The following is a 19273-nucleotide window of genomic DNA, read 5'->3' as shown; positions in this document are numbered from 1 at the left end:
TGCGCGCACCGGGGGTCGTTTCGCGGCGAGCTACTTCACGAAGCCCTTCTTGACCATCCACTCGTGGGCGACCTTGCCCGCGTCCTGGCCGTCGACGTCGACCTGCTTGCACAGCTGGACCATCTGCTCGTTGTCGAGCGCCGCGGCGATCTTCTCGAGCGGGCCGCGGATGTCCGGGTGCGCCTTGAGGTACTCCGTGCGCAGCGTCGGGACCGCGTTGTACTGCGGGAACGCCTTCTTGTCGTCCTCGAGCACCCGCAGGTTCAGCCCGGAGATCCGGCCGTCGGTGGTGAACACCTCGCCCACCGGGCAGGTGCCGCTCGCGACCGCCGAGTAGATCGTGCCGATGCCGAAGTTCTCGATCTTCGGGCTCTGGAAGCCGTAGGCCTTCACCGCGGCCGGGAACCCGTCCTGGCGGCTGGTGAACTCCGTCTCCAGGCAGAACACGTTCTGGTCCGGCTTCTGCTTGAGGAACGCCGCGAGGTCGGACGTCGTCTTCAGGTTGTTCTTCGCGCCGTACTCCTCGGTGACGGCGAACGCGTACTGGTCGTTGAGCGGCGAGTAGTTCAGCCAGCTGACGCCGAACTTCTCTTCGTCCGCCTTGGCCGTCGCTTCGTACTGGGCCTTCTCGCCGCCGGGCACCGGGAGCTCGTTGCCCTGGTAGTTGATCCAGCCGGTGCCGGTGTACTCCCACGTGACGTCGGTCTGGCCCGACAGCAGCGCCTGCCGCGACGAGTTGGACCCCTTGATGTCCGACAGGTCGACGACGTCCGCGCCCGCCGCGGACAGCGCCATCTCGGACATGTAGGCCAGGATGATGTTCTCGGTGAAGTCCTTCGACCCCACCGTCACCTTCAGGCCCTGCAGGGACGGGATCGGCTGGATCGTGCCCGGCTGGATGTCGTAGGGAACGGCTTGGTTGACGGTGAGGCCGCACGCCGAGAGCGTCGCGCCCAGCACGGCCACGCCGAGGACGGCCGTCATGCGCCGGAGTTTCATCGCAGCCCCTTCGGTCCGAAGAACTGTTCGGCGACCGCGCCCAGCCAGTCGACCAGCAGCGCCAGCGCGACGGCCAGCACCGAGCCGGTCACCAGCACCGAGGTCAGGTTCAGCTTGTAGCCGGTGTCGATCAGGAGCCCGAACCCGCCGGCGTTGACGAACATGCCGAACGTCGCCGTGCCCACCGCCAGGACGAGCGACGTGCGCAGGCCGGCCAGGATCAGCGGGACGGCCAGCGGCAGCTCGACCCGCCACAGCACCGCCGTCGCCGACATCCCGATGCCGCGGCCGGCGTCGATCAGCGACTCGTCGACCTGCTGGATGCCGACCATCGTGTTCCGCAGCACCGGCAGCAGCGAGTAGAAGGCCAGCGGCAGCGCCGCCACCCACAGCCCGCCGACCGAGCCGGTGACGATGAACCACAGCACCAGCACGCCGAGCGCGGGCGCCGCCTGGCCGATGTTCGCGATCGCCAGGAAGACCGGCGCGAGGAAGCGCGCCCACGGCCGCGTCACGATCACGCCGAGCGGCACGGCGACCAGCACGACGATCGCGGTCACCACGAGCGTCATCAGCACGTGGTCCCCGAGCGCCGTGAACAGCGAAGACGCGTTGAGCGTCTCCTTCTCGGTCGCGTTCAGCCCGCTGGAGAACACCCAGATCAGCGTGACGGCGACGATCACCAGCACCACGGCGGGCTGGGCGAACAGCCGGACGCGTTCCGCGCGCTTGGAGCCGGATTCGGTGCTGAAACCGGTATCGACGGCAGCCGTCATGCGGACACCTCCTCGCCGTTCGTGTGCTCCTCGCGCAGCTGCTGGATGGTCGCGATCACGGTGTCCAGCTGGATGGTGCCCGCGTACTCGCCGCGCGCGCCGGTCACCGGCACCGAGCCGCCTTCGGCGAGCATCGCCTCCAGCGCGTCCTGCAGGGTCGACTGCAGGCTGACGATGTCCCGCAGCGGCTTGCCGGCGTTGGCCAGCGACACCCCCGGCTTCAGGTCGCGCGAGTGCACCCAGCGCGTCGGACGGCGGCGCGCGTCCAAGACCAGCGCGAAGTGCTTGCGCTGGTCTTCGAGCTTCTTGCGGAGCTCGGCCGGGTCGTCGTCGACCGACGCGGTCAGCGCGTCCTGCGCCAGCTCGACGTCCCGGACCCGCAGCAGCGTCAGCTGCTTGAGCGACGCGCCCGCGCCGACGAAGCCGGCGACCGTGTCGTTCGCCGGGTTGGCCAGGATCGCCTCGGGCGTGTCGTACTGCATGATCGACGACTGGTTGCCGAGCACCGCGATCTTGTCGCCGAGCTTCACGGCCTCGTCGAAGTCGTGCGTGACGAACACGATCGTCTTCTTCAGCTCGCTCTGCAGCCGCAGCAGCTCGTCCTGCAGGTTGCCGCGGGTGATCGGGTCGACCGCGCCGAACGGCTCGTCCATCAGCAGGACCGGCGGGTCCGCGGCGAGCGCCCGGGCGACGCCGACGCGCTGCTGCTGGCCGCCGGAGAGCTGGCGCGGGAAGCGGTCGCGGAAGTCGGCCGGGTCGAGCCCGACCAGGTCCATCATCTCCTCGACCCGGTCGTTGACCTTCTTCTTGTCCCAGCCGAGCAGGCCGGGCACCACGCCGATGTTCTGCGCGACGGTGAAGTGCGGGAACAGCCCGGCCTGCTGGATCGCGTAGCCGATCCGGCGGCGCAGGGTGTCGACGTCGAGGCTCAGCGCGTCCTCACCACCGATGGTGATCTTGCCGGAGGTCGGCTGGACCAGCCGGTTGATCATCCGCATCGTCGTCGTCTTGCCGCAGCCCGACGGGCCGACGAAGACCACGATCTTGCCGGCGGGCACGACCATGGAGAAGTCGTCGACCGCCGCTTCGCGGGTGCCGGGGTACCGCTTGGTCACGTGCTCCAGCTCGATCTCGACGCCGGAGACTTCCTCGTTCTCAGCCACGGACACCCCTAGAAATGGTGAAGCGCTTGATCAGGACGTAGATGCCGTCGAGGATCAGGGCGAGGATGACGACCCCGACCGTGCCCGTGACGGCTTGGTTCAGGGAGTTCGTGCTCCCCGCGTTCGTGAGCCCGGAGAAGACTTCGGCGCCGAAGCCGGGGCCCTTCGCGTAGGCGGCGATCACCGCGATGCCCATCAGCATCTGCGTGGCCACCCGCATGCCGGTGAGGATCGCCGGCCAGGCGAGCCGCAGCTCGACGCGGGTGAGCACGCCGAAACGGCTCATGCCGATGCCGCGCGCGGCATCGGTGATCGCCGGGTCGACGCCGTCGAGCCCCACGATGGTGTTCCGGACGATCGGCAGGAGGCCGTAGAGCACCAGCGCGATGACGGCCGTGGTCGGGCCGAGCCCCGAGATCGGGATCAGCAGGCCCAGGAGGGCGAACGACGGGACCGTCAGGATCGTGCTCGCAAGCGCCGTGGCCACCGCCGAACCGATCGGGCTGCGGTACACCGCGACCCCGATCAGCACGCCGAGGACCGCCGCGAGGATGGTGCACTGCACCACCATGCTGGTGTGCAGGTAAGCCTCCAGCCAGAGCTTGCTCGCCCGGTCGGAGATGTAGTCGAAGAGGTTCATCCGTGTCCGCTCTCCCGCCTTTGTGCAGGCCTTCACCCGATCGGGCTAGTTCCTGACCGACGGCTCAGTACCCAGCGCGAGGCCGGGCCAAACCCCCGTTTCGGCCCACCGGTTCCGCCCACCTTGGCCTTTCCGGACGTGATCGGCAAGAAATGACCTGAACCACGGCGTGGCGTGGTCCGTGAACTCGGTGTGTGCTCAGTTCACGGGATCACACGTTCACGCGGGAACAGGTCCCTTAGGCTGCTCCTCATGAGCGTTCCGGCACGGCGTCCCGCCGTGCTCGGTGCTACCCGCGGTGTGTTGCTCGCCGTGTGCGCCGCGGCGCTTTCCGTGACCGCCCACTGGCTCGCCGACGGCGGCCTGCCCGACCCGGCGATGACCGTGCTGCTCGCCGGCCTCTTCGGCTGGACCGCGACCGCGCTGGCCCGCAAGGCGCGCGGGGCGGTCGCCACGCTCACCCTGCTCGGTGCCGCCCAGCTCGTTATGCACCTGCTGCTCACCACGCTCGCCGGCCACGACGGTCACGCCGGTCACGACATGGGCGCGATGCCCGGCAGCACGGGGCTCGGCATGGTCACCGCGCACGCCGTCGCGACCGTGCTGACCGCACTCCTGCTCGCCCGCGCGGACGCGACGCTGCTGACGGTCCTGGCCGTGCTGCGCGCGTTTCTGCCGCGGCTGCTCACCCCGCTGCCGATCCCGGCGGCCCCCGCGCTCGTCCCGGTGCGCGTCGACGCGCCGGGCCACCTCGTCGGCGTCGACCTGCGCCGGATCCGCGGGCGGCGCGGCCCACCCGTCCACTCCTGAACCCAGCTCGACCCCCACAGCAGCCCGGTCCCCGAACCGAGCTGTCCCGATCTTTGCGTTCATCAGGAGTGAACCCATGTCCCAGCACGTCTTCAAGCGCGCCGGTTTCCTCGCCGCCACCATCGGTGTCGCCGGTCTCCTCGGCACGGGCGTCGCCTCCGCGCACGTCACCGCCAACGTCTACGGCCCGCAGCCGACGAAGGGCGGGTACGCGGCGATCGTGTTCCGCGTGCCGAGCGAGGAACCGACCACCATGACCACCAAGGTGGCCGTCGACTTCAAGGCCGACTACGGCATCGGCAGCGTGCGGACCAAGCCGCTGCCCGGCTGGACCGCCGAGGTGACCAAGTCCAAGCTGCCCACCCCGATCACCAAGGACAACGGCACGCAGATCACCGAGGCCGTCACGGCGGTGACGTGGACCGCGCAGCCGGGCAACGAGCTGAAAGCCACCGACTACCAGGAATTCTCGGTGAGCTTCGGCCCGCTGCCGACCAACGTGGACGAGGTCGAGTTCCCGGCCCACCAGACCTACAGTGATGGCAAGGTCGTCGACTGGAACCAGCCGACCCCGGCGGGCGGCGAGGAGCCGGAGCACCCGGCGCCGGCCGTCAAGCTGGCCGCGAAGGCCGAGGGCGACGGCGACCACGCCGCAATGGGCGCTAACACCGCGTCCACCAACGGGGAGCACACTGAAGCCGCCGCGGCGACCTCGGACAACACGGCCCGCTGGCTCGGCGGGGCCGGCCTGCTCGTCGGGGCCATCGGCCTCGGCGTCGGAGCCGGCGCGACCATCCGGGCCCGCAAGGCCACCGCGAAGCCGGGAGGCAACAGCTAGATGCGGAAGGCGCTCGTCGCGCTGGCGTTGACGGTGGTGGCCGTGCTCGGCACGGCCACCCCGGCGCTGGCGCACAACGTGCTGATCTCCTCGGACCCGGCGAACGGCTCGTCCGTCGCCGCCGGTCCGCAGAAGGTCAGCCTGACTTTCGACCAGTACGTGCAGGGCGCCGACGTCAACCAGATCGCGGTGACCGGACCCGGCGGCGGCCAGTGGGCCGAGGGACCGATCAGCGTGGTGAACAACGTCCTCACCGCGCCCCTGCGGCCGCTCGGCCCGGCCGGGAAGTACACCATCGGCTACCGGGTGCTCTCCGCGGACGGCCACCCGGTGACCGGTGAGCTCACCTTCACCCTCACCGCGGCGGGCACCGGCACGCCGGCGACCGTCGACGCGGCGAAGTCGCCGGGAAGCTCGTCGTCGGCCGCGCCGCAGCCGGGCTCGACCGGGGTGCCGATCTGGGTCTGGATCGCCGGCGCCGTCGTGCTGCTGGCGATCGGGCTCACGGTGGCCCTGCGCTCGGGCCGGTCGGTGGAAGAGAAGAACTGATGACCCAGGCCGAGACCACCGCGAAACCCCGCTATTCGACGCTGCTCTGCGTCGTGACGGCGGGGCTGCTCGGCGCCCTCATCGGCGTCGCGCTCATGTCCACCACCCCGGTCCCCGGTGTCGTGGAACCCGACGCGGTGGTCTCGGCCGGCATCCCGGTCGTGCGGGTCTTGCTCGACCTCGCCGCGGTCACGACCATCGGCCTGGCGCTGCTGTCGGTGCTCGCCGGTTACGACCGGCCGAAGCTGACCGAGCCGATCATGCGGCTGGCCCGGCCGGCCGGCGTCGCGGCCGCGCTGGTCTGGGCGACGGCCGCCGTCGTCGCGCTGATCCTGCAGACCGCGGAGTACAAGCCCGGCTCGTCGACGCTCTCGCCGGGCGACCTCGGCGACTACATCGCGAACGTCGGCGCGGGCAAGGCGCTCGTCATCGTCGCGGCGCTCGCGCTCGTCCACGCCGGGATCGGTGCGCTGGCGCTGCGCTTCGGCGAGAAGGTGCCCGCCGAGGTCCGCGTCGGGCTCGGCCTGTTCGCGCTGCTGCCGCTGCCGGTCACCGGGCACGCGTCGAACTGGAACTACCACGACTACACGATGATCTCGATGGAGCTGCACGTCATGAGTGCCGTCGCCTGGACCGGCGGCCTCGGCGCGATGACCGTGCTCCTCGTCGCGAACCGGAGACTCCTGGCGCACGCGCTGCCCCGGTTCTCGAAGCTCGCGACGCTCTGCCTGGTCCTTTCCGCGGCGACCGGGCTGTTCAACGGGCTGGTCGAGATCTCGCTCAACCCGACCATCGGGTTCTGGGCGGCCCTCTTCACGACGCCGTACGGGCAGCTCTTCCTCCTGAAGTTCCTCTGCACCGGCGTCATCGCGCTGCTCGGCGCGTACACCCGCTTCCGGCTGATGCCGCAGATCGTCCGGCACAACCGGACGGCCCTCGCCGCGTGGGCGACGCTCGAGCTGACCGTCATGGGATTGGCGTTCGGCTTCGCCGTGGCGCTGACGCGGGCGCCGGTCGTCGCGTCCTGAAAGCCCTTCCCCGCTGGTAGGGCGGTCCCAGGTCACGGCGAGTAGCTGCAACTTGCGCATTGGGATGAGGGGTAGACCATTGGGGGCGACCCGTCGGACCGAACTTTCTACCCAGAGACGAGCCCATTTCGGAAGCGACGAACGGTCATTTGCCGTCGTCGAATGCACGTGCAGATTGTGGCGCCGGTCACACGAAGTGACAGATCCGGCTCAGCGGTAACGCGTCCAGCGCGTGTCCGTCCGGCCGCTCCGGAGGTCGTCCAACCGGCGGTGGAGCTCGGGCCGCACCTGCGGCCGGCTGCGCAGGATCGGCAGCACGCTCGTCGTCAGCTTCAGCTCGCGGATCGCCCGGAGCACGGCGAACCCGGACCACGACGTTACGTCGAAGCCGTACGCCGCGGCGAACGTCCGGTAGCGCACCGGCGGGTCGCCGAACCGCTCACGGCCGACCGCCAGCGGCGTCAGGTCCCACTCCGGCGGGCCGACGCACGACGAGTCGAAGTCGCAGAGCACCGGACCGTCCGGACCGGGGATGACGTTGCCCGGGTACGCGTCGCCGTGAACCAGGCCCCTGGGCAGCGGAAACTCCAGCTCGGCCAGCGCGGACTCGAGCTCGGCGCAGCGCTCGAGCAGGAACGCGCGATCGCCGGCGGTGAGCTCTTCGGCGTCGGACACCCGGGCCCGCACCGCGGCGAACGGCGCCCATTCGGCGAGACCGTCGGGCGCGGGCAGCGCGTGCACCCGGCGCAGCAGCCGGGCCAGGTCGGTGGACGTCGCCGGACGGCCGATGCTCGGCACCTGGTGCCACACGGTCACCAGGTGCCCGCCGACCGGCAGCGGCTGCTCGACGGTGTCGAGCAGCCGGATGGCGGGGACGTCGTGAAGCTCGAAGTGCCGGGCCACGCGGACCACGGTTTCGACGCGGTGCCGGAGCCGGGTGGAACCGACGATCCGGATCACGAAAGGTGCGGTGACCAGCGCGTACACCGCGTTGTTGGTAAACCGCAGCAGCCGTGCGCCCGCCGGGTCGAAACCCAGCAGGGCGCACGTCTCGGCCAGTACGCCACGCAACTTGCCGGAGGTGAACCGGCCGTCCAAGACGCCGGCGCCTTCGACGCTATGCGGCGTAGAAAGCGTTGAGCCGGTCGGCGAGGTCACGGGCGTCGGCGTTGTTGCGGCGTCGCTCGGCCTCGTCCTGCAGGGGCCGCATGCGGTCCTTGACCCGCTCGGACTTGATGCCCTCGGCGCAGTCGATGGCCTTGCCGCCGACCTTGGCGCCGTGGTCGAGGTCGCCGTCCAGCAGGTGGTTGGTGGCCAGTGCGCTCAGCATGAACGTCTTGGAGCGGGCCATCTCGTCGTCGTAGGACTCGACGGCCCTGGTCAGCGCCGGGATGGCGTACTTCGTGTGCTCGGAGTTCTGCTGCGCGAGCACCGTGTGGACGGTGCCGACCATGGCGTAGACGTCGGTCTCGGTGAAGAACTTCACCCACGACTCGGCTTCGGCCAGGTTGGCGCGCTCGAACTCGTCCTTGCTCCGGCCGAGCAGCTTCACCGCCTGCTCCTCGTTGCCCATCATCGCGTAGGCCCAGGCCTCGTTCGCGCAGAGCACGGAGACCGCCAGCTCGGAGCCGGATTCCTGCGCGGCGATCTGGCCCAGCTGGAACAGCTTCAGCGCGTCGTTCGGGGCGTCCTGGTGCAGGTAGACGCGGCCCATGCGGTACAGCACGTTGGCCACCAGCGGGTGGTTCTCGCCCTGCTTGGCCAGGTCCAGCGCGTTCGCGAAGTGGCCGCGGGCGGAGTCCATCAGACCGGTGTCGAAGGACGTCCAGCCGGCCAGCGAGTGCAGGTCGGCGAGCGCCACGTACAGCCGGTTCTTGACGATGTCCGTGCCGTGCGCCTCGAGCATCTGCTGTCCCCAGGACAGCTGCGCGACCACGGCGTCACGGCAGAAACCGCCGCCGTACTGGTAGTCGAGCGCCCGGAGGGCGCGCGTCGCGGCCTCCACCTGGCGCACGTCGGTCATGCCGATGCGCCCGGGCGCCGGTGTCCTGGCCGGCCCCGCCGACCACGTGCCGGATTCCGGACCGAACACCGCCGCACCCATCGTGACCTGGGCGGCGTGCGCGAGGAACCTCCGTCGCTTCACGGACTCGTCCTCCTCAGCCTGCTGGCCGTCGGCGGAGCCGACGACGCGTATCGCCGTGGCCTCGTCGTAGGCGAGGCCCATGTATCCACGGGGGACACCCAGGCCGTCGGCGATCCGCGTGAGGACGTCGTAGGCCATGACCTGGCGACCCTTGAGGATCTCCGACACCTCGGACTGGGACTGGCCGGTCATCGCGGCGATCTGGCGCTGCGAGACACCGTGCTTGCGCAGGAGCCGGTAGACGGCGCTGATCTCGCGGGACGCGAGAGCCGCTCTCATCTCCGGCTGCTCCCACGCGTCAGCGGGAACTGCGTGGCTCTGCCGGGCTTCGGCACTGCCACCGTTACTGGCGTCCATCGCGCCCCCTCCACTGTCCGGTCGGGCGTCTGTGAAACAGCGTAAGCAAACTGGCGAAACCGTGTGAACAGCCGAACTGGTGCCCTGATCGGTCCGGGCGAAGTCCGTTGACCGCTTACCGTGGAACCCGGTCCGGTCACCGCTATGACGCCATTTCGACCTTCTATCGCAGCCGGTTGCACCTCACTGTAGTTGTCAGATCTCCGTCACCGCCCGGACACCGGTAGCGATCACGGAGAGCTACGAAAACCGCAGGGTTTATGACAAGGCGATGTTGCAGAAGGCATCTTCGGAGCCCGAGGGTTCCGACGGAGGCACGACAGAGCGGAGAAGGGCGTGGAGTTCGTGGACTCGTTCGCAGGGGGACATGCCGGCACGGCGACCCGCGCCGTTCGGCCGGTGGTCTCTCCTCTCTCCGCCGTCCGCCCGGTCACCCCCGCTGCCGCGGTGGACCCCCGCACCGCGAACGTCCGGCACTACGAAGGCGGTCAGCTGGTGTGGCGCGTGCAGTGCGGCGACCTCATCAGCCGCGAGCGCGCGGTGACGGTGTTCGTCGAGGACAACCAGGTGGTACTGGTCTCGCCCCCCGGCGAGACCGCGCGGTTGACGTCCGGCCAGCTCGGACAGCTGCGCGCCGCGCTCAACGAAGCCGCCAAGATGGCGGAAAGGTAACGGTGAGCTGATCATGGATCAGGTACTCGGGCAGGTCCTCCGCAATGCGGTCTGGGAGCGCCTCGACATGCTGACCGACCTGGCGAACCGCGCCGACGCCCAGTCGCTCGTCTCGGTCGCGCGCTCCGAACTCCCCCGCTTGACGGAGGCGTGGCGCGCGATGCTGAAGATGCACGAGCCCGACGAGCGCGGCGACTGCCCCACCTGCTCGACCCGGTGGCACCGCTGCAAGGCGCCGTGCTCGGTCTGGCAGGTCGCGCACGAACACCTGGTGGCGGGCGGTCTGGCGCCGCAGCCGTCCTCGGCGGACAACCGCCGCCAGAGCCCGGTCCCGGCGCAGGGCCGTCCGGCCCCGGCACCCACCGCGGCCGAGACCACCGGGCGCCACGCGCTGGTGAACCCGCGCCGAGCGGTCACGGCCTGACGGACCCGGGCCGTCGCCACCTCCCGCGGTGGCGGACCCGGACGCCGTTGTGCCGCCCCTGATCCGGCGAGCGCGGCCGACCGATCGCCCCATCGGACCCGCGCCTGCTCTCGCCCCGGCCGGGGACTGTTTCGCCCGCACCCCCGAGCAGCGCGAACCAGTCCTCGGCCGCCCCACCCGGTCCCCACCGCGATTAATCGAAAAAAATACGCGTTAGGCCTAGCCCAGGCGGTAATCCCCCGCTAGATTGATCATCGAAGAGGCCTGGACCACTGGTTCGCCTCGACGTGACCCGCCTGTGAGCGGCCCCTGAATTCCGCGGGCCGGTGCCGTTGCACTCCCCTCCCCCGACCGGCACCGGCCCGCGGTTCCACTTCTTTCAGCGAACGGCCTTCACCCGCAAGACGAGCGCCGCGGCCAAGAGCGTCGCGACGGCCGAAGCGGCGAAGAGCCCCGGATACCCGCCCAGGTAGGCGAGCACCAGCGGCGTCAGCAGCGGAGCGACCACCTGCGGCAGCGAGTTCGCGATGTTGATGACACCCAGGTCCTTCGCCCGGTCCTGCGCCGTCGGGAGCACCTGCGTCAGCATCGCGAGCGCGACCGCCATGTACGCACCGAAACCGACCCCGAGCAGCGGGGACGCCGCGAGCGCGACCGGCCAGCTCTGCCAGATCACCAGCAGCAAAGCGGCCAACGCCATCACACCGGACGCCGCAAGGACGTATGGCTTACGCCGTCCGGACTTGTCCGAGAAGTGGCCGGCGAGCACGGCACCGATGACGAGCGCGACGCCGTAGAGCCCCATCATGATGAGCAGGCCCGTGTCGGGGTCCTCGTAGTGCACCGCGTCCTTGAGGAAGAACAGCAGGTAGAGCGTCCCGAACGCGTTGCCGAGGTTGATCATGAAGTGGCACGACCACGCCCACGCGAAGTCCGGGTGCCGCCGCGGGGAGACCCACAGGTTGCGCAGGACCTCGCCGGCCTGGGACGACGGCCGGTACTCGACCGGCAGGCGCGCGTCCGGGGTCCGCAGCACGAAGAACGCGGCGCCCACGACGACGATCACCGCGCAGACCGCGTACGCCAGCGGAATCCCGGCGATGCCGAGCATCACGACGACCACGACCGCGCCCAGCACCGTGCCGAGCATCTGCGCGATGCCGACGAGCCCGCCGACCTGCGCGCGCTGGCCGACCGGGACGCGGTCGGCGATGGCGGACATGAGCGTGGCGAGCATGCCGTTGAGCCCGGCCTGCACGAGGCACCAGCCGACGATCAGGAGCGCGACGTCCGGCGCGAACGCCAGCACCAGCAGCCCGACGGCCGCGACGGCGGCACCGATGACCGTCCACGGGTGGCGGCGGCCGAAGCGCGAGGTCGTCCGGTCGGACAGCAGCCCGACGGCCGGGTTGACGACCAGCGCCACGATCGCGCCGACGCCCATCACCAGCCCGAGCACGAACTCCTTGTTCACCTGGTCGAGCAGCTCGGCCTGCTGCGGCAGCAGCACCTGGATCGGCGCGTAGATCCCCAGCCAGAGCGCGATGTTCGCGAAGAACAGCAAACTCATCCAGCCGGGCCGCACCCGCACCACGGGTTCGGCGAGGGCTTCCGGCAGACCGGTCGTCTCGGTCGTTTCACTGCTCATCCCGCACCAGCTTCCGGTACCAGTGGAACGAGTCCTTCGGCGTGCGCCGCAGGGTTTCGTAGTCGACGTGCACCAGGCCGAAACGTGGCGCGTAGCCCTTGGACCACTCGAAATTGTCCATCAGGGACCAGCAGAAGTAACCCCGGACGTCGACACCGGCGTCCATCGCCTCGCGCAGCGCGACGAGGTGGCTGTGCAGGAAGTCGATGCGCTCGGGGTCGTGGACACCGCCGTCCTCGGCGACGACGTCGGCGAAGCTGCAGCCGTTTTCGGTGATCTGGATGGGCGGCAGCTTGTCGCGGTAGCGGCGGTGGAAGTCGAGCAGCAGCTCGCGCAGGGCGTGCGGGACGATCGGCGAGTCGTTGGTCGTCATCGGATATCCCTCGACCGGGCGAAGGTCGAAGGGCAGCGGGTTGCCCGGACTGGGCTTCGCGACCCCCTGCGGCTCGTAGTAGTTGACGCCGTAGAAGTCGAGCGGCTGCGCGATGGTCGGCAGGTCGTCGGCGAACCCGGCGGGCAGGTGCTCGTGGAGCTGTTCGGGATAGGTGCCGAGCAGCACGGGGTCGGCGTAGAGCCGGTTGAGCAGCGCGTCGAGCCACTCCGCGGCTGCTTCGTCTTCGGGAGAGTCGTCGGACGGCCAGATCGGCGAGTGGTTGTTGGCGGTGCCGACCTCGGTCGCGCCGGCCGCGCGGAGGGCCTGGACGGCGAGGCCGTGCGCGAGGTTCTGGTGGTGCGCGGTCGGGATGGCGTCGAGCAGGAGCGTCTGGCCGGGCGCGTACTCGCCGATGCCGTAGCCGAAAATGGACATCACCATCGGCTCGTTGAGCGGAATCCACAGCTTCACCCGGTCGGCGAAGCGATCTCCGAGGATGTGAGCGTATTCGGCGAAGCGCTCAGCGGTCGTGCGGGAGAGCCAGCCGCCGTCGTCTTCGATCGCTTGGGGGGTGTCCCAATGGTAAAGCGTGACGGCGGGGGCGATCCCGGCTTCGCAGACGGCGTCGATGAGCTTGTCGTAGAAGCCGAGCCCTTCGGGGTTGGGCGCACCTTTGCCCTCGGGCTGGATGCGGGGCCAGGCGATGGACATCCGGTAGGCGCCGACGCCGAGCTCCGCCATCAGCGCGATGTCTTCGGGGTAGCGGTGGTAGTGGTCGGCGGCTACGTTTGCTTGTTCACCGCGGGCGATCTTGCCCTCGGTCGCGGTGAACGTGTCCCAGATGGACGGTCCGCGCCCACCTTCGCTGGTGGCGCCCTCGATCTGGAACGCCGAAGTCGAGACACCCCAGAGGAAGCCGGGCGGGAAGATCGGGTTCTGCACTGGTGCTGACCCCTTCGTCAGGCCACCCGTCCGGGTGAACATGAAAAGTTCTCATATACTAGGTCTTCACTCGTCCGTGGGGAAGCCCGTCGGCACGATAAAGTCCCAGATCAGACGAGGAGGAGTGCCGTGTCCGACATCCAGGCCGCGAAGGTGCCGGCAGAAGCCACCCCCTTGCGCCGTCAGCCGGTCCAGCAGCGAAGCGCGAAGCGGGTCGAGCAGATGCTCGACGCGAGCGCGGCGCTGATCGACGAGCTCGGCTACGACGCACTGACGACGACCCTGATCGCCAAACGAGCGGGCGTGGCGGTCGGTTCGCTGTACCAGTTCTTCCCGGACAAGCGCGCGGTCGTGCAAGCGCTTACCGCCCGCAACCTGGAGAGGTTCGTCGGCGCGGTGAACGAGCGGCTCAAGCAGCTCGGACCCGAGCACTGGTGGGACGTCGTGGACTCGATCCTCGACATCTACCTGGAGATGCACCGGTCGGTGCCGGGCTTCTCGAAGGTCCACTTCGGCGACATCATCGACCGCCAGCTGCTGGACGAGACGCGCGACAACAACGCGGTGATCGTCGACTCCCTGACGGACCTGGTGTCCACGCAGGTGGACCGGCCGGTGGAGGACCTGCGCTTCGCGATCGGGATCGCCAACGAGGTGGCCGACGCGCTGCTGAAGCTGGCGTTCCGGAAGGAGCCGAGCGGGGACGAGAAGATCGTCGCCGAGGCGAAGTACGTGGTGAAGGGCTATTTGGCGGCCCGGTTCGGGGAGCAGTCGTAGCTGTCCACAGAAGTTGTCCACAGGTATGCACAGCTGTGGACAACTGGTAGTTGTCCCGGTAGGGCGGGCTGCGGCTGGACCCCGGTAGGGCCGCAGCAGACTGCGTTGTCCCAGCCCGCCGGAATTCGCCCGTCCGGGGGCTGGGACACCGACGAACTTCGCACAAGGTTCGCCCGCGAAGCCGGTGTTCTGCCGTACGGACGTGGTGCCCAGCTCGGTGCGGCGGCGAGCTGAGCCGAGGGACGTCAGCCGAAGTTCTGGTGCTCGCCTCGGTACGTCGGGACCGTGCGCTCCACTCGGTCGCCCATCACCAGGTGGTAGTGGGTGAAACGCTCGGCCAGCTCGCCCGCCTTGGCGTGCCGGAGCCATACCCGGTCGCCCAGGCTCAGGGTGCGGGCCGCTCGGCCGGTCACCGGGGTCTGGACCTCGCCCGCTCCCTCGAAGCCGAGGAACTTCAGGCCCGTCGGGAGGTACGGCGTCGGCTGGCGTGATGGACCTGTTGGCCCCGAAGCGATGTAGCCGCCCGAATACAGCGTGGCGATCTTGCGCGTCGGGCGGCGGACCACCGGCAACGCGAACAGCGCTGCCGGGCGGGGCGTGAACTTCGTGTAGCCGTCGAACAACGTCGGGCCGATCAGGCCTGAGCCCGCCGCGATCTCCGTGACCACCGCGTCCGCGCCCGTCGACTCGATGCTGCCCGTGCCTCCGCCGTTCACGAACTCCAGCGGGGTCACCGCCTCGACCGCGCGGACCACCTCGCCGCGACGCCGGTTCAGCTCCGCCGCCGATCGGCGCTGCATCCAGCCGATCACCAGCTGGTTCAGGCGTGCGCCCGCCTTGTCGCCGAGGCCGGCGATCTGGCCTTCGTACGCCATGACGCCGACGAGGCGGAATCCCGGTCGCGCCACGATCTGGCGGGCGAACGCCGTTGCCTGCTTCGGCGTGAAAATCGGGGAACGGCGGGTGCCGACGTGGACTCCCGGCAGCGGGCGCCACGACGCGTCCAGCTCCAGGCACACCCGGATCTCCGGGTGACCGTGGCCGAGCGCCGCGTCCACCAGGTCCAGGTGCGCGGCCGAGTCGACCATGATCGTGATCGACGCGCGAGCTCGGTCGGACGCGGCCAGGCGGCGCAGCGCCTCGTGGTCGGCCGTCGGGTAGGCGACGACGACGTTGTCCGTCGTGCCCTGCCCGACGTGCCAGATCGCTTCCGCCAGCGAGTAGCACATCAGGCCCTCGAAGCCCGGCATCGCGAGCACGCGCTCCAGCAACGCCCGGCAGCGAACCGACTTCGAGACGACGCGGATCGGCTTGCCCGCGGCGCGGCGGTGGAGGTCGCCGGCGTTCGCGTCGAAGGCTGCCAAGTCGACCACGGCCAAGGGTGGATCGAGGTCCTTGGTCGCCAAGTCGTACTCCGTCGCACTGGTCACGAGGTCTAAAGTACGACACGAAGGCTTGAAACGCGAATACTGTTCACATACTGTTTCGGGCACTCGAACGATGGAGGGTGCGCGCATGACCCGGTGGACCAACTGGGCGGGCACGGCGTCCGCCTCGCCGCAGCACGTTCACCAGCCGCGCAGTGCGGCGGAGATCGCGGCGACCGTCGCGAGCATCGCCGCGGCCGGCCGGACCGTGCGCCCCTGGGGCAGCGGACACTCGTTCACCGCCATCGCCGTCGCCGACTCCGACGCCCTCGACCTGCGCCACTGGACCGGCATCGAGCGCGTCGACCTCGAAACGCGGCAGGTCACCGTCCGCTCGGGCACCACGATCAAGCAGCTCAACGCCGACCTCGACGTGCTCGGGCTGGCCATGACCAACCTCGGCGACATCGACGCGCAGACGATCGCCGGCGCGATCTCCACCGGCACCCACGGCACCGGCGCGCGCCTCGGCGGCATCGCCACCCAGATCGCCGCGCTCGAACTCGTCCTCGCGGACGGCTCGGTCGTCACCTGTTCGGCGGAAGAAAAACCCGACCTCTTCGCCGCCGCCCGCGTCGGCCTCGGCGCCCTCGGCGTGATCACGACGGTGACGCTGAACTGCGAGCCGTCGTTCGTCCTGCGCGCGCAGGAACGGCCCGAGCCGTTGGAGCAGGTCCTCGAGGGCTTCCACGACTTCGCCGACCAGAACGAGCACTTCGAGTTCTACTGGTTCCCCTACGGCAAGAACGCGCTGGTCAAGCGCAACAACCGCTGCGAGACGGCGGAGCCGCTGAGCAAGGTCCGCGAGTTCGTCGACTACCAGATCATGGAGAACGTCGCGTTCGGCGGCCTCTGCCGGACGGGCCGGCTGATGCCGCGGCTCGTGCGTTCGCTGAACAGCTTCGCGTCGAACATGCTCTCGGCGCGCGAGTACAGCGATCTCTCCCACCGCGTTTTTGTCACCGCGCGCAACGTCCGTTTCACCGAAACGGAATACGCTGTTCCACGTGAATCAGTGCTCGACGTGCTCGCCGAGCTACGGGCGGTAGTGCCGACGCTGAAGAATCCGGTGATGTTCCCGGTCGAGGTCCGGGTCGCCGCCGCCGACGACATCTGGCTGTCGACGGCGCAGGGCCGCGACTCCGCCTACATCGCCATCCACCAGTTCACCGGCATGCCGTACCGCGAGTACTTCAGCGCGTTCGAGAAGATCGCCGGCGCGGTCGGCGGCCGCCCGCACTGGGGCAAGATGCACGACCTCGACGCGGGCGTCCTCCGCTCGCGCTACCCGCACTTCGACGACTTCCTGCGCGTGCGCAAGGAAACCGACCCGAACGGCGTCTTCACGAACACCTATCTGGACCGGGTGCTCGGGCCGGCCTAGAAGAGCGCCGACACCGATTCGCCGTTGTGGATCCGGCGGATCGCCTCGGCCATGGCCGGCGCGATCGAGAGGATCTTCAGCTTCTCGGTGCGCTCCTCTTCGGGCACCGGGACCGTGTTGGTGCAGACGATCTCCAGCACCTCCGGCCGGTCGCCGATGCGCTCGATGGCCTTCGACGCGAAGAGACCGTGGGTGCAGGCGACGCGGATCGAGCGCGGCTTCAGCTCGGCGAGCCGGTCGAGCAGTTCGAGGACCGTGCTGCCCTTGGCGATCTCGTCGTCGAGGACGATCACGTCGCGGCCGGTGATCTCGCCGATCACCGATGTGATCTGGACGCGGTCGTCCGGGAAGCGCTCCTTCGCCCCGGCCGCGACCTGGACGCCGAGGAGCCGCGCGAAGTGCGACGCCTCCTTCGCGTTGCCCAGGTCGGGCGAGACGACAGTGGTGCGGGAGAGGTCGTACTGGCGGAAGTGCTTGGCCAGCTCCTGCAGCGCGTGCAGGTGGTCGACCGGGACGCTGAAGAAGCCGTGGACCTGCGGCGAATGCAGGGTCATCGCGAGTACGCGGTTCGCGCCGGCCGCCACCAGCAGGTCGGCGACCAGCCTGCCGCCGATCGAGATCCGCGGCGCGTCCTTCTTGTCCGAGCGCGCGTACGAGTAGTGCGGCATCACGGCGGTGATCCGCGACGCCGACGCGCCGCGCGCCGCGTCGAGCATCAGCAGCAGCTCGACGAGGTGCTCCTGCACCGGGCGCACCAGCGGCTGGATGATGAAGACGTCCCGCTCGCGGCAGTTCGCCTGCAGCTGGACGCCGAGGCAGTCGTTCGCGAACCGCTCGATCTCGACGGGCCGCAGCGGGACTCCGAGGTGCTCGCAGATCTCTTCGGCCAGCTCGGGGTGCGCGCTGCCGCTGAAGACGGCGATCTCTCTGGATTCCTCGTTCACAGTGCGGAAATCGCCTCGTCGATCGTGGTTTCGCCCGAAATCAGCTCCAAGGTGCGTCGCACGCTCGCGGGAGCGTCGAGCAACGCGACGATCACTGCGGCGACGTCGTCACGCGGGACCGAGCCGCGGCCGGTCTTGTCGGCCAGCAGGACCAGGCCGGTGCCGGGGTCGTTGGTCAGCGCGCCCGGCCGGAGGATGGTCCAGTCGAGGTCGCGGGCCTTCAGGTCGTCCTCGGCCGCGCGCTTGGCGCGCAGGTAGACCCGGAAATCCTCGGTGACGTCGGGGTTCTCCGGGTTGTCGGCGCCCATGGAGCCGATCTGGATGTGCCGCCGCACGCCGGCCTGCACGGCCGCGTCGGCGAACAGGGCCGCGGCGCCGTGGTCCACAGTGGCCTTGCGCGCGGGCCCGCTGCCCGGGCCGGCGCCCGCGGCGAACACCGCGGCGTCGGCACCCTTCAGCACCTCGGCGACGGTGTCCACATCGGATTTCTCCAGGTCGAGCACGACGGCCTGGGCGCCGGCGGCTTCGAGGTCCGCCGTGTGGGCGGGATTCCGGATGATCCCGACCCCTTCGTCACCGCGCGCGGCGAGCAGCCGCTCGAGACGCAACGCGATCTGACCGTGTCCACCAGCTATGACGACTCGCATGAGTCCGACCCTAGTGCGGATCGGGCGCGACCGTCAGTCGAGCGAAGCGGGGGCTTCGGCGGTGCGCAGCAGGTGGTCGTAGACGAGCTCGTTCACCAGGCGGGAGACCGGGTCCTCGGCCAGCACGACGCGCTCGGTGCGGCCCTCGAGGTCGAGGTCGACGACCGAGTTCGGGTCGGCGGTGACGATCCCGAGGCCGTACGCGCGAGCCCGCGGCAGGCAGTTGCCGACGTAGTCCTCGGTGAGGACGGCCGGCGACGGGAGCACCATCGCGGCCTCGCCGTAGCGGGCGAACGGAACCGCGGAGGCCATCGCGGTGCGCCAGTGGCGCGCGACGGCCAGGACGCCGACGATCTCGGCGGCCGGGGCGGGGGCGGTTCCGGCCAGCTCCGGCCAGGTCCAGGTGTCGACGGTGGCACGGTCGGCCACCGGGCCGGCACCCATCGCGATGCGTTCGGCGTGCACGTCGGTGCGAAGCTTGGCGACCACGCAGACCTTGCGGCCGAGGATCGTGGTCTCGGGGAGGACGATGCCGTTCCAGCCCAGCTGGGCGGCGGCGGCGCGGGCGAGTTCGTCGACGCTCGAGGGGAGCTCGATCGGCGGCACCACCCGGCTCGGCATCGACCGGCTGCGCTTCGCGCCACCGGCGACCGTCGAGCGCTCGGTGTTCTGAGGTGTAGCCGCCACGAGTCCGCCTCCTTCTAACCTGCACCGCTTCGTGACCGGTGA

General features: G+C 69.8%; 20 protein-coding genes. 8 read left to right on the top strand and 12 right to left on the bottom strand.

Translation table 11 applies throughout. The features are described 5' to 3' along the window. Positions 1-30: 30 nt before the first annotated feature. The 4 genes from ABZ342_RS10215 to ABZ342_RS10200 are packed head-to-tail and all read right to left on the bottom strand — an operon-like array spanning position 31 to position 3578. Complete coding sequence (locus ABZ342_RS10215) at positions 31-999, bottom strand: glycine betaine ABC transporter substrate-binding protein (RefSeq protein ID WP_360470998.1); 969 nt, start codon at positions 997-999, stop codon at positions 31-33. Then, the gene (locus ABZ342_RS10210; RefSeq protein ID WP_360470996.1) at positions 996-1775 is read right to left on the bottom strand and encodes an ABC transporter permease; all 780 of its coding nucleotides are present in this window, start codon (positions 1773-1775) and stop codon (positions 996-998) included. The genes ABZ342_RS10215 and ABZ342_RS10210 overlap by 4 nt, the downstream gene beginning before the upstream one ends. After that, positions 1772-2938 (bottom strand): ATP-binding cassette domain-containing protein, encoded by a 1167-nt coding sequence (locus tag ABZ342_RS10205; RefSeq protein ID WP_360470994.1) that lies wholly within the window; start codon positions 2936-2938, stop codon positions 1772-1774. The genes ABZ342_RS10210 and ABZ342_RS10205 overlap by 4 nt, the downstream gene beginning before the upstream one ends. Further along, positions 2931-3578: an ABC transporter permease gene (locus tag ABZ342_RS10200; protein WP_155548374.1), complete on the bottom strand. Its 648-nt coding sequence runs from the start codon at positions 3576-3578 to the stop codon at positions 2931-2933. Before ABZ342_RS10200 ends, ABZ342_RS10205 begins: the two co-directional genes overlap by 8 nt. Before the next feature lie 303 nt (positions 3579-3881). Here ABZ342_RS10200 and ABZ342_RS10195 point away from each other — a divergent pair, with 303 nt between their 5' ends. The 4 genes from ABZ342_RS10195 to ABZ342_RS10180 all read left to right on the top strand — a co-directional run bounded on the left by ABZ342_RS10195 (position 3882) and on the right by ABZ342_RS10180 (position 6803). Next, the gene (locus ABZ342_RS10195; protein WP_360471060.1) at positions 3882-4388 is read left to right on the top strand and encodes a hypothetical protein; all 507 of its coding nucleotides are present in this window, start codon (positions 3882-3884) and stop codon (positions 4386-4388) included. 76 nt (positions 4389-4464) lie between these two features. After that, positions 4465-5226: a YcnI family protein gene (locus tag ABZ342_RS10190; RefSeq protein ID WP_360470991.1), complete on the top strand. Its 762-nt coding sequence runs from the start codon at positions 4465-4467 to the stop codon at positions 5224-5226. Continuing rightward, positions 5227-5775: a copper resistance CopC family protein gene (locus ABZ342_RS10185; protein WP_360470988.1), complete on the top strand. Its 549-nt coding sequence runs from the start codon at positions 5227-5229 to the stop codon at positions 5773-5775. It begins immediately after the preceding gene. Further along, on the top strand, positions 5775-6803 hold the full coding sequence (locus ABZ342_RS10180) for a CopD family protein (RefSeq protein WP_360470986.1): 1029 nt from the start codon (positions 5775-5777) through the stop codon (positions 6801-6803). Before ABZ342_RS10185 ends, ABZ342_RS10180 begins: the two co-directional genes overlap by 1 nt. A gap of 210 nt (positions 6804-7013) precedes the next feature. On the opposite strand, the gene ABZ342_RS10175 is transcribed toward ABZ342_RS10180, so the two are convergent. Next, the gene (locus ABZ342_RS10175; protein ID WP_360470983.1) at positions 7014-7901 is read right to left on the bottom strand and encodes an aminoglycoside phosphotransferase family protein; all 888 of its coding nucleotides are present in this window, start codon (positions 7899-7901) and stop codon (positions 7014-7016) included. Between the two features lie 19 nt (positions 7902-7920). Beyond that, positions 7921-9306, bottom strand: coding sequence for a helix-turn-helix transcriptional regulator (locus ABZ342_RS10170; RefSeq protein ID WP_155548370.1), 1386 nt, complete (start codon positions 9304-9306; stop codon positions 7921-7923). 336 nt (positions 9307-9642) lie between these two features. Between ABZ342_RS10170 and ABZ342_RS10165 the strand changes: the two genes are divergently transcribed. Both ABZ342_RS10165 and ABZ342_RS10160 read left to right on the top strand, forming a co-directional pair. Next, positions 9643-9978, top strand: a complete 336-nt coding sequence (locus ABZ342_RS10165) for a hypothetical protein (RefSeq protein WP_155548369.1) — start codon at positions 9643-9645, stop codon at positions 9976-9978. 13 nt (positions 9979-9991) lie between these two features. Beyond that, positions 9992-10402 (top strand): hypothetical protein, encoded by a 411-nt coding sequence (locus tag ABZ342_RS10160; RefSeq protein ID WP_360470979.1) that lies wholly within the window; start codon positions 9992-9994, stop codon positions 10400-10402. 379 nt (positions 10403-10781) lie between these two features. On the opposite strand, the gene ABZ342_RS10155 is transcribed toward ABZ342_RS10160, so the two are convergent. Together ABZ342_RS10155 and ABZ342_RS10150 are read right to left on the bottom strand one after the other, a co-directional pair. Further along, positions 10782-12050, bottom strand: a complete 1269-nt coding sequence (locus ABZ342_RS10155; protein ID WP_360470976.1) for an MFS transporter — start codon at positions 12048-12050, stop codon at positions 10782-10784. Continuing rightward, positions 12040-13365 carry a GH1 family beta-glucosidase gene (locus ABZ342_RS10150; protein ID WP_155548366.1) on the bottom strand — a complete coding sequence of 442 codons (1326 nt, stop codon included), beginning with the start codon at positions 13363-13365 and terminating at the stop codon, positions 12040-12042. The genes ABZ342_RS10155 and ABZ342_RS10150 overlap by 11 nt, the downstream gene beginning before the upstream one ends. Before the next feature lie 129 nt (positions 13366-13494). Between ABZ342_RS10150 and ABZ342_RS10145 the strand changes: the two genes are divergently transcribed. After that, a complete protein-coding gene (locus tag ABZ342_RS10145) occupies positions 13495-14142 on the top strand; it encodes a TetR family transcriptional regulator (protein WP_155548365.1) in 648 nt (215 codons plus the stop codon). Positions 14143-14387: 245 nt separating this feature from the next. Here ABZ342_RS10145 and ABZ342_RS10140 read toward each other — a convergent pair whose 3' ends face one another. Next, entirely contained in the window at positions 14388-15572 is a 1185-nt protein-coding gene (locus ABZ342_RS10140; RefSeq protein ID WP_360470972.1) for an amino acid deaminase/aldolase, read from the bottom strand. Between the two features lie 85 nt (positions 15573-15657). On the opposite strand from ABZ342_RS10140, the gene ABZ342_RS10135 reads away from it, so the two are divergent. Beyond that, positions 15658-16953, top strand: a complete 1296-nt coding sequence (locus tag ABZ342_RS10135) for a D-arabinono-1,4-lactone oxidase (RefSeq protein WP_360470969.1) — start codon at positions 15658-15660, stop codon at positions 16951-16953. Here the strand turns inward: ABZ342_RS10135 and ABZ342_RS10130 are convergent. Genes ABZ342_RS10130 through ABZ342_RS10120 form a run of 3 tightly spaced genes read right to left on the bottom strand, consistent with a single transcriptional unit; the run spans position 16950 to position 19231 of the window. Continuing rightward, positions 16950-17897, bottom strand: coding sequence for a ribose-phosphate pyrophosphokinase (locus tag ABZ342_RS10130; protein ID WP_155548362.1), 948 nt, complete (start codon positions 17895-17897; stop codon positions 16950-16952). The genes ABZ342_RS10135 and ABZ342_RS10130 overlap by 4 nt on opposite strands. Further along, complete coding sequence (locus ABZ342_RS10125; protein ID WP_360470966.1) at positions 17894-18544, bottom strand: NAD(P)H-binding protein; 651 nt, start codon at positions 18542-18544, stop codon at positions 17894-17896. The genes ABZ342_RS10130 and ABZ342_RS10125 overlap by 4 nt, the downstream gene beginning before the upstream one ends. A gap of 33 nt (positions 18545-18577) precedes the next feature. Then, the gene (locus ABZ342_RS10120; protein ID WP_155548360.1) at positions 18578-19231 is read right to left on the bottom strand and encodes a hypothetical protein; all 654 of its coding nucleotides are present in this window, start codon (positions 19229-19231) and stop codon (positions 18578-18580) included. Positions 19232-19273: the final 42 nt, after the last annotated feature.

The organism is Amycolatopsis sp. NPDC005961, from assembly GCF_040629235.1.
GTDB classification, from domain to species: Bacteria; Actinomycetota; Actinomycetes; order Mycobacteriales; family Pseudonocardiaceae; genus Amycolatopsis; species Amycolatopsis camponoti.
Note: the sequence above shows the minus strand (reverse complement) of the source record. Positions and strands in the feature narration are given on the sequence as shown.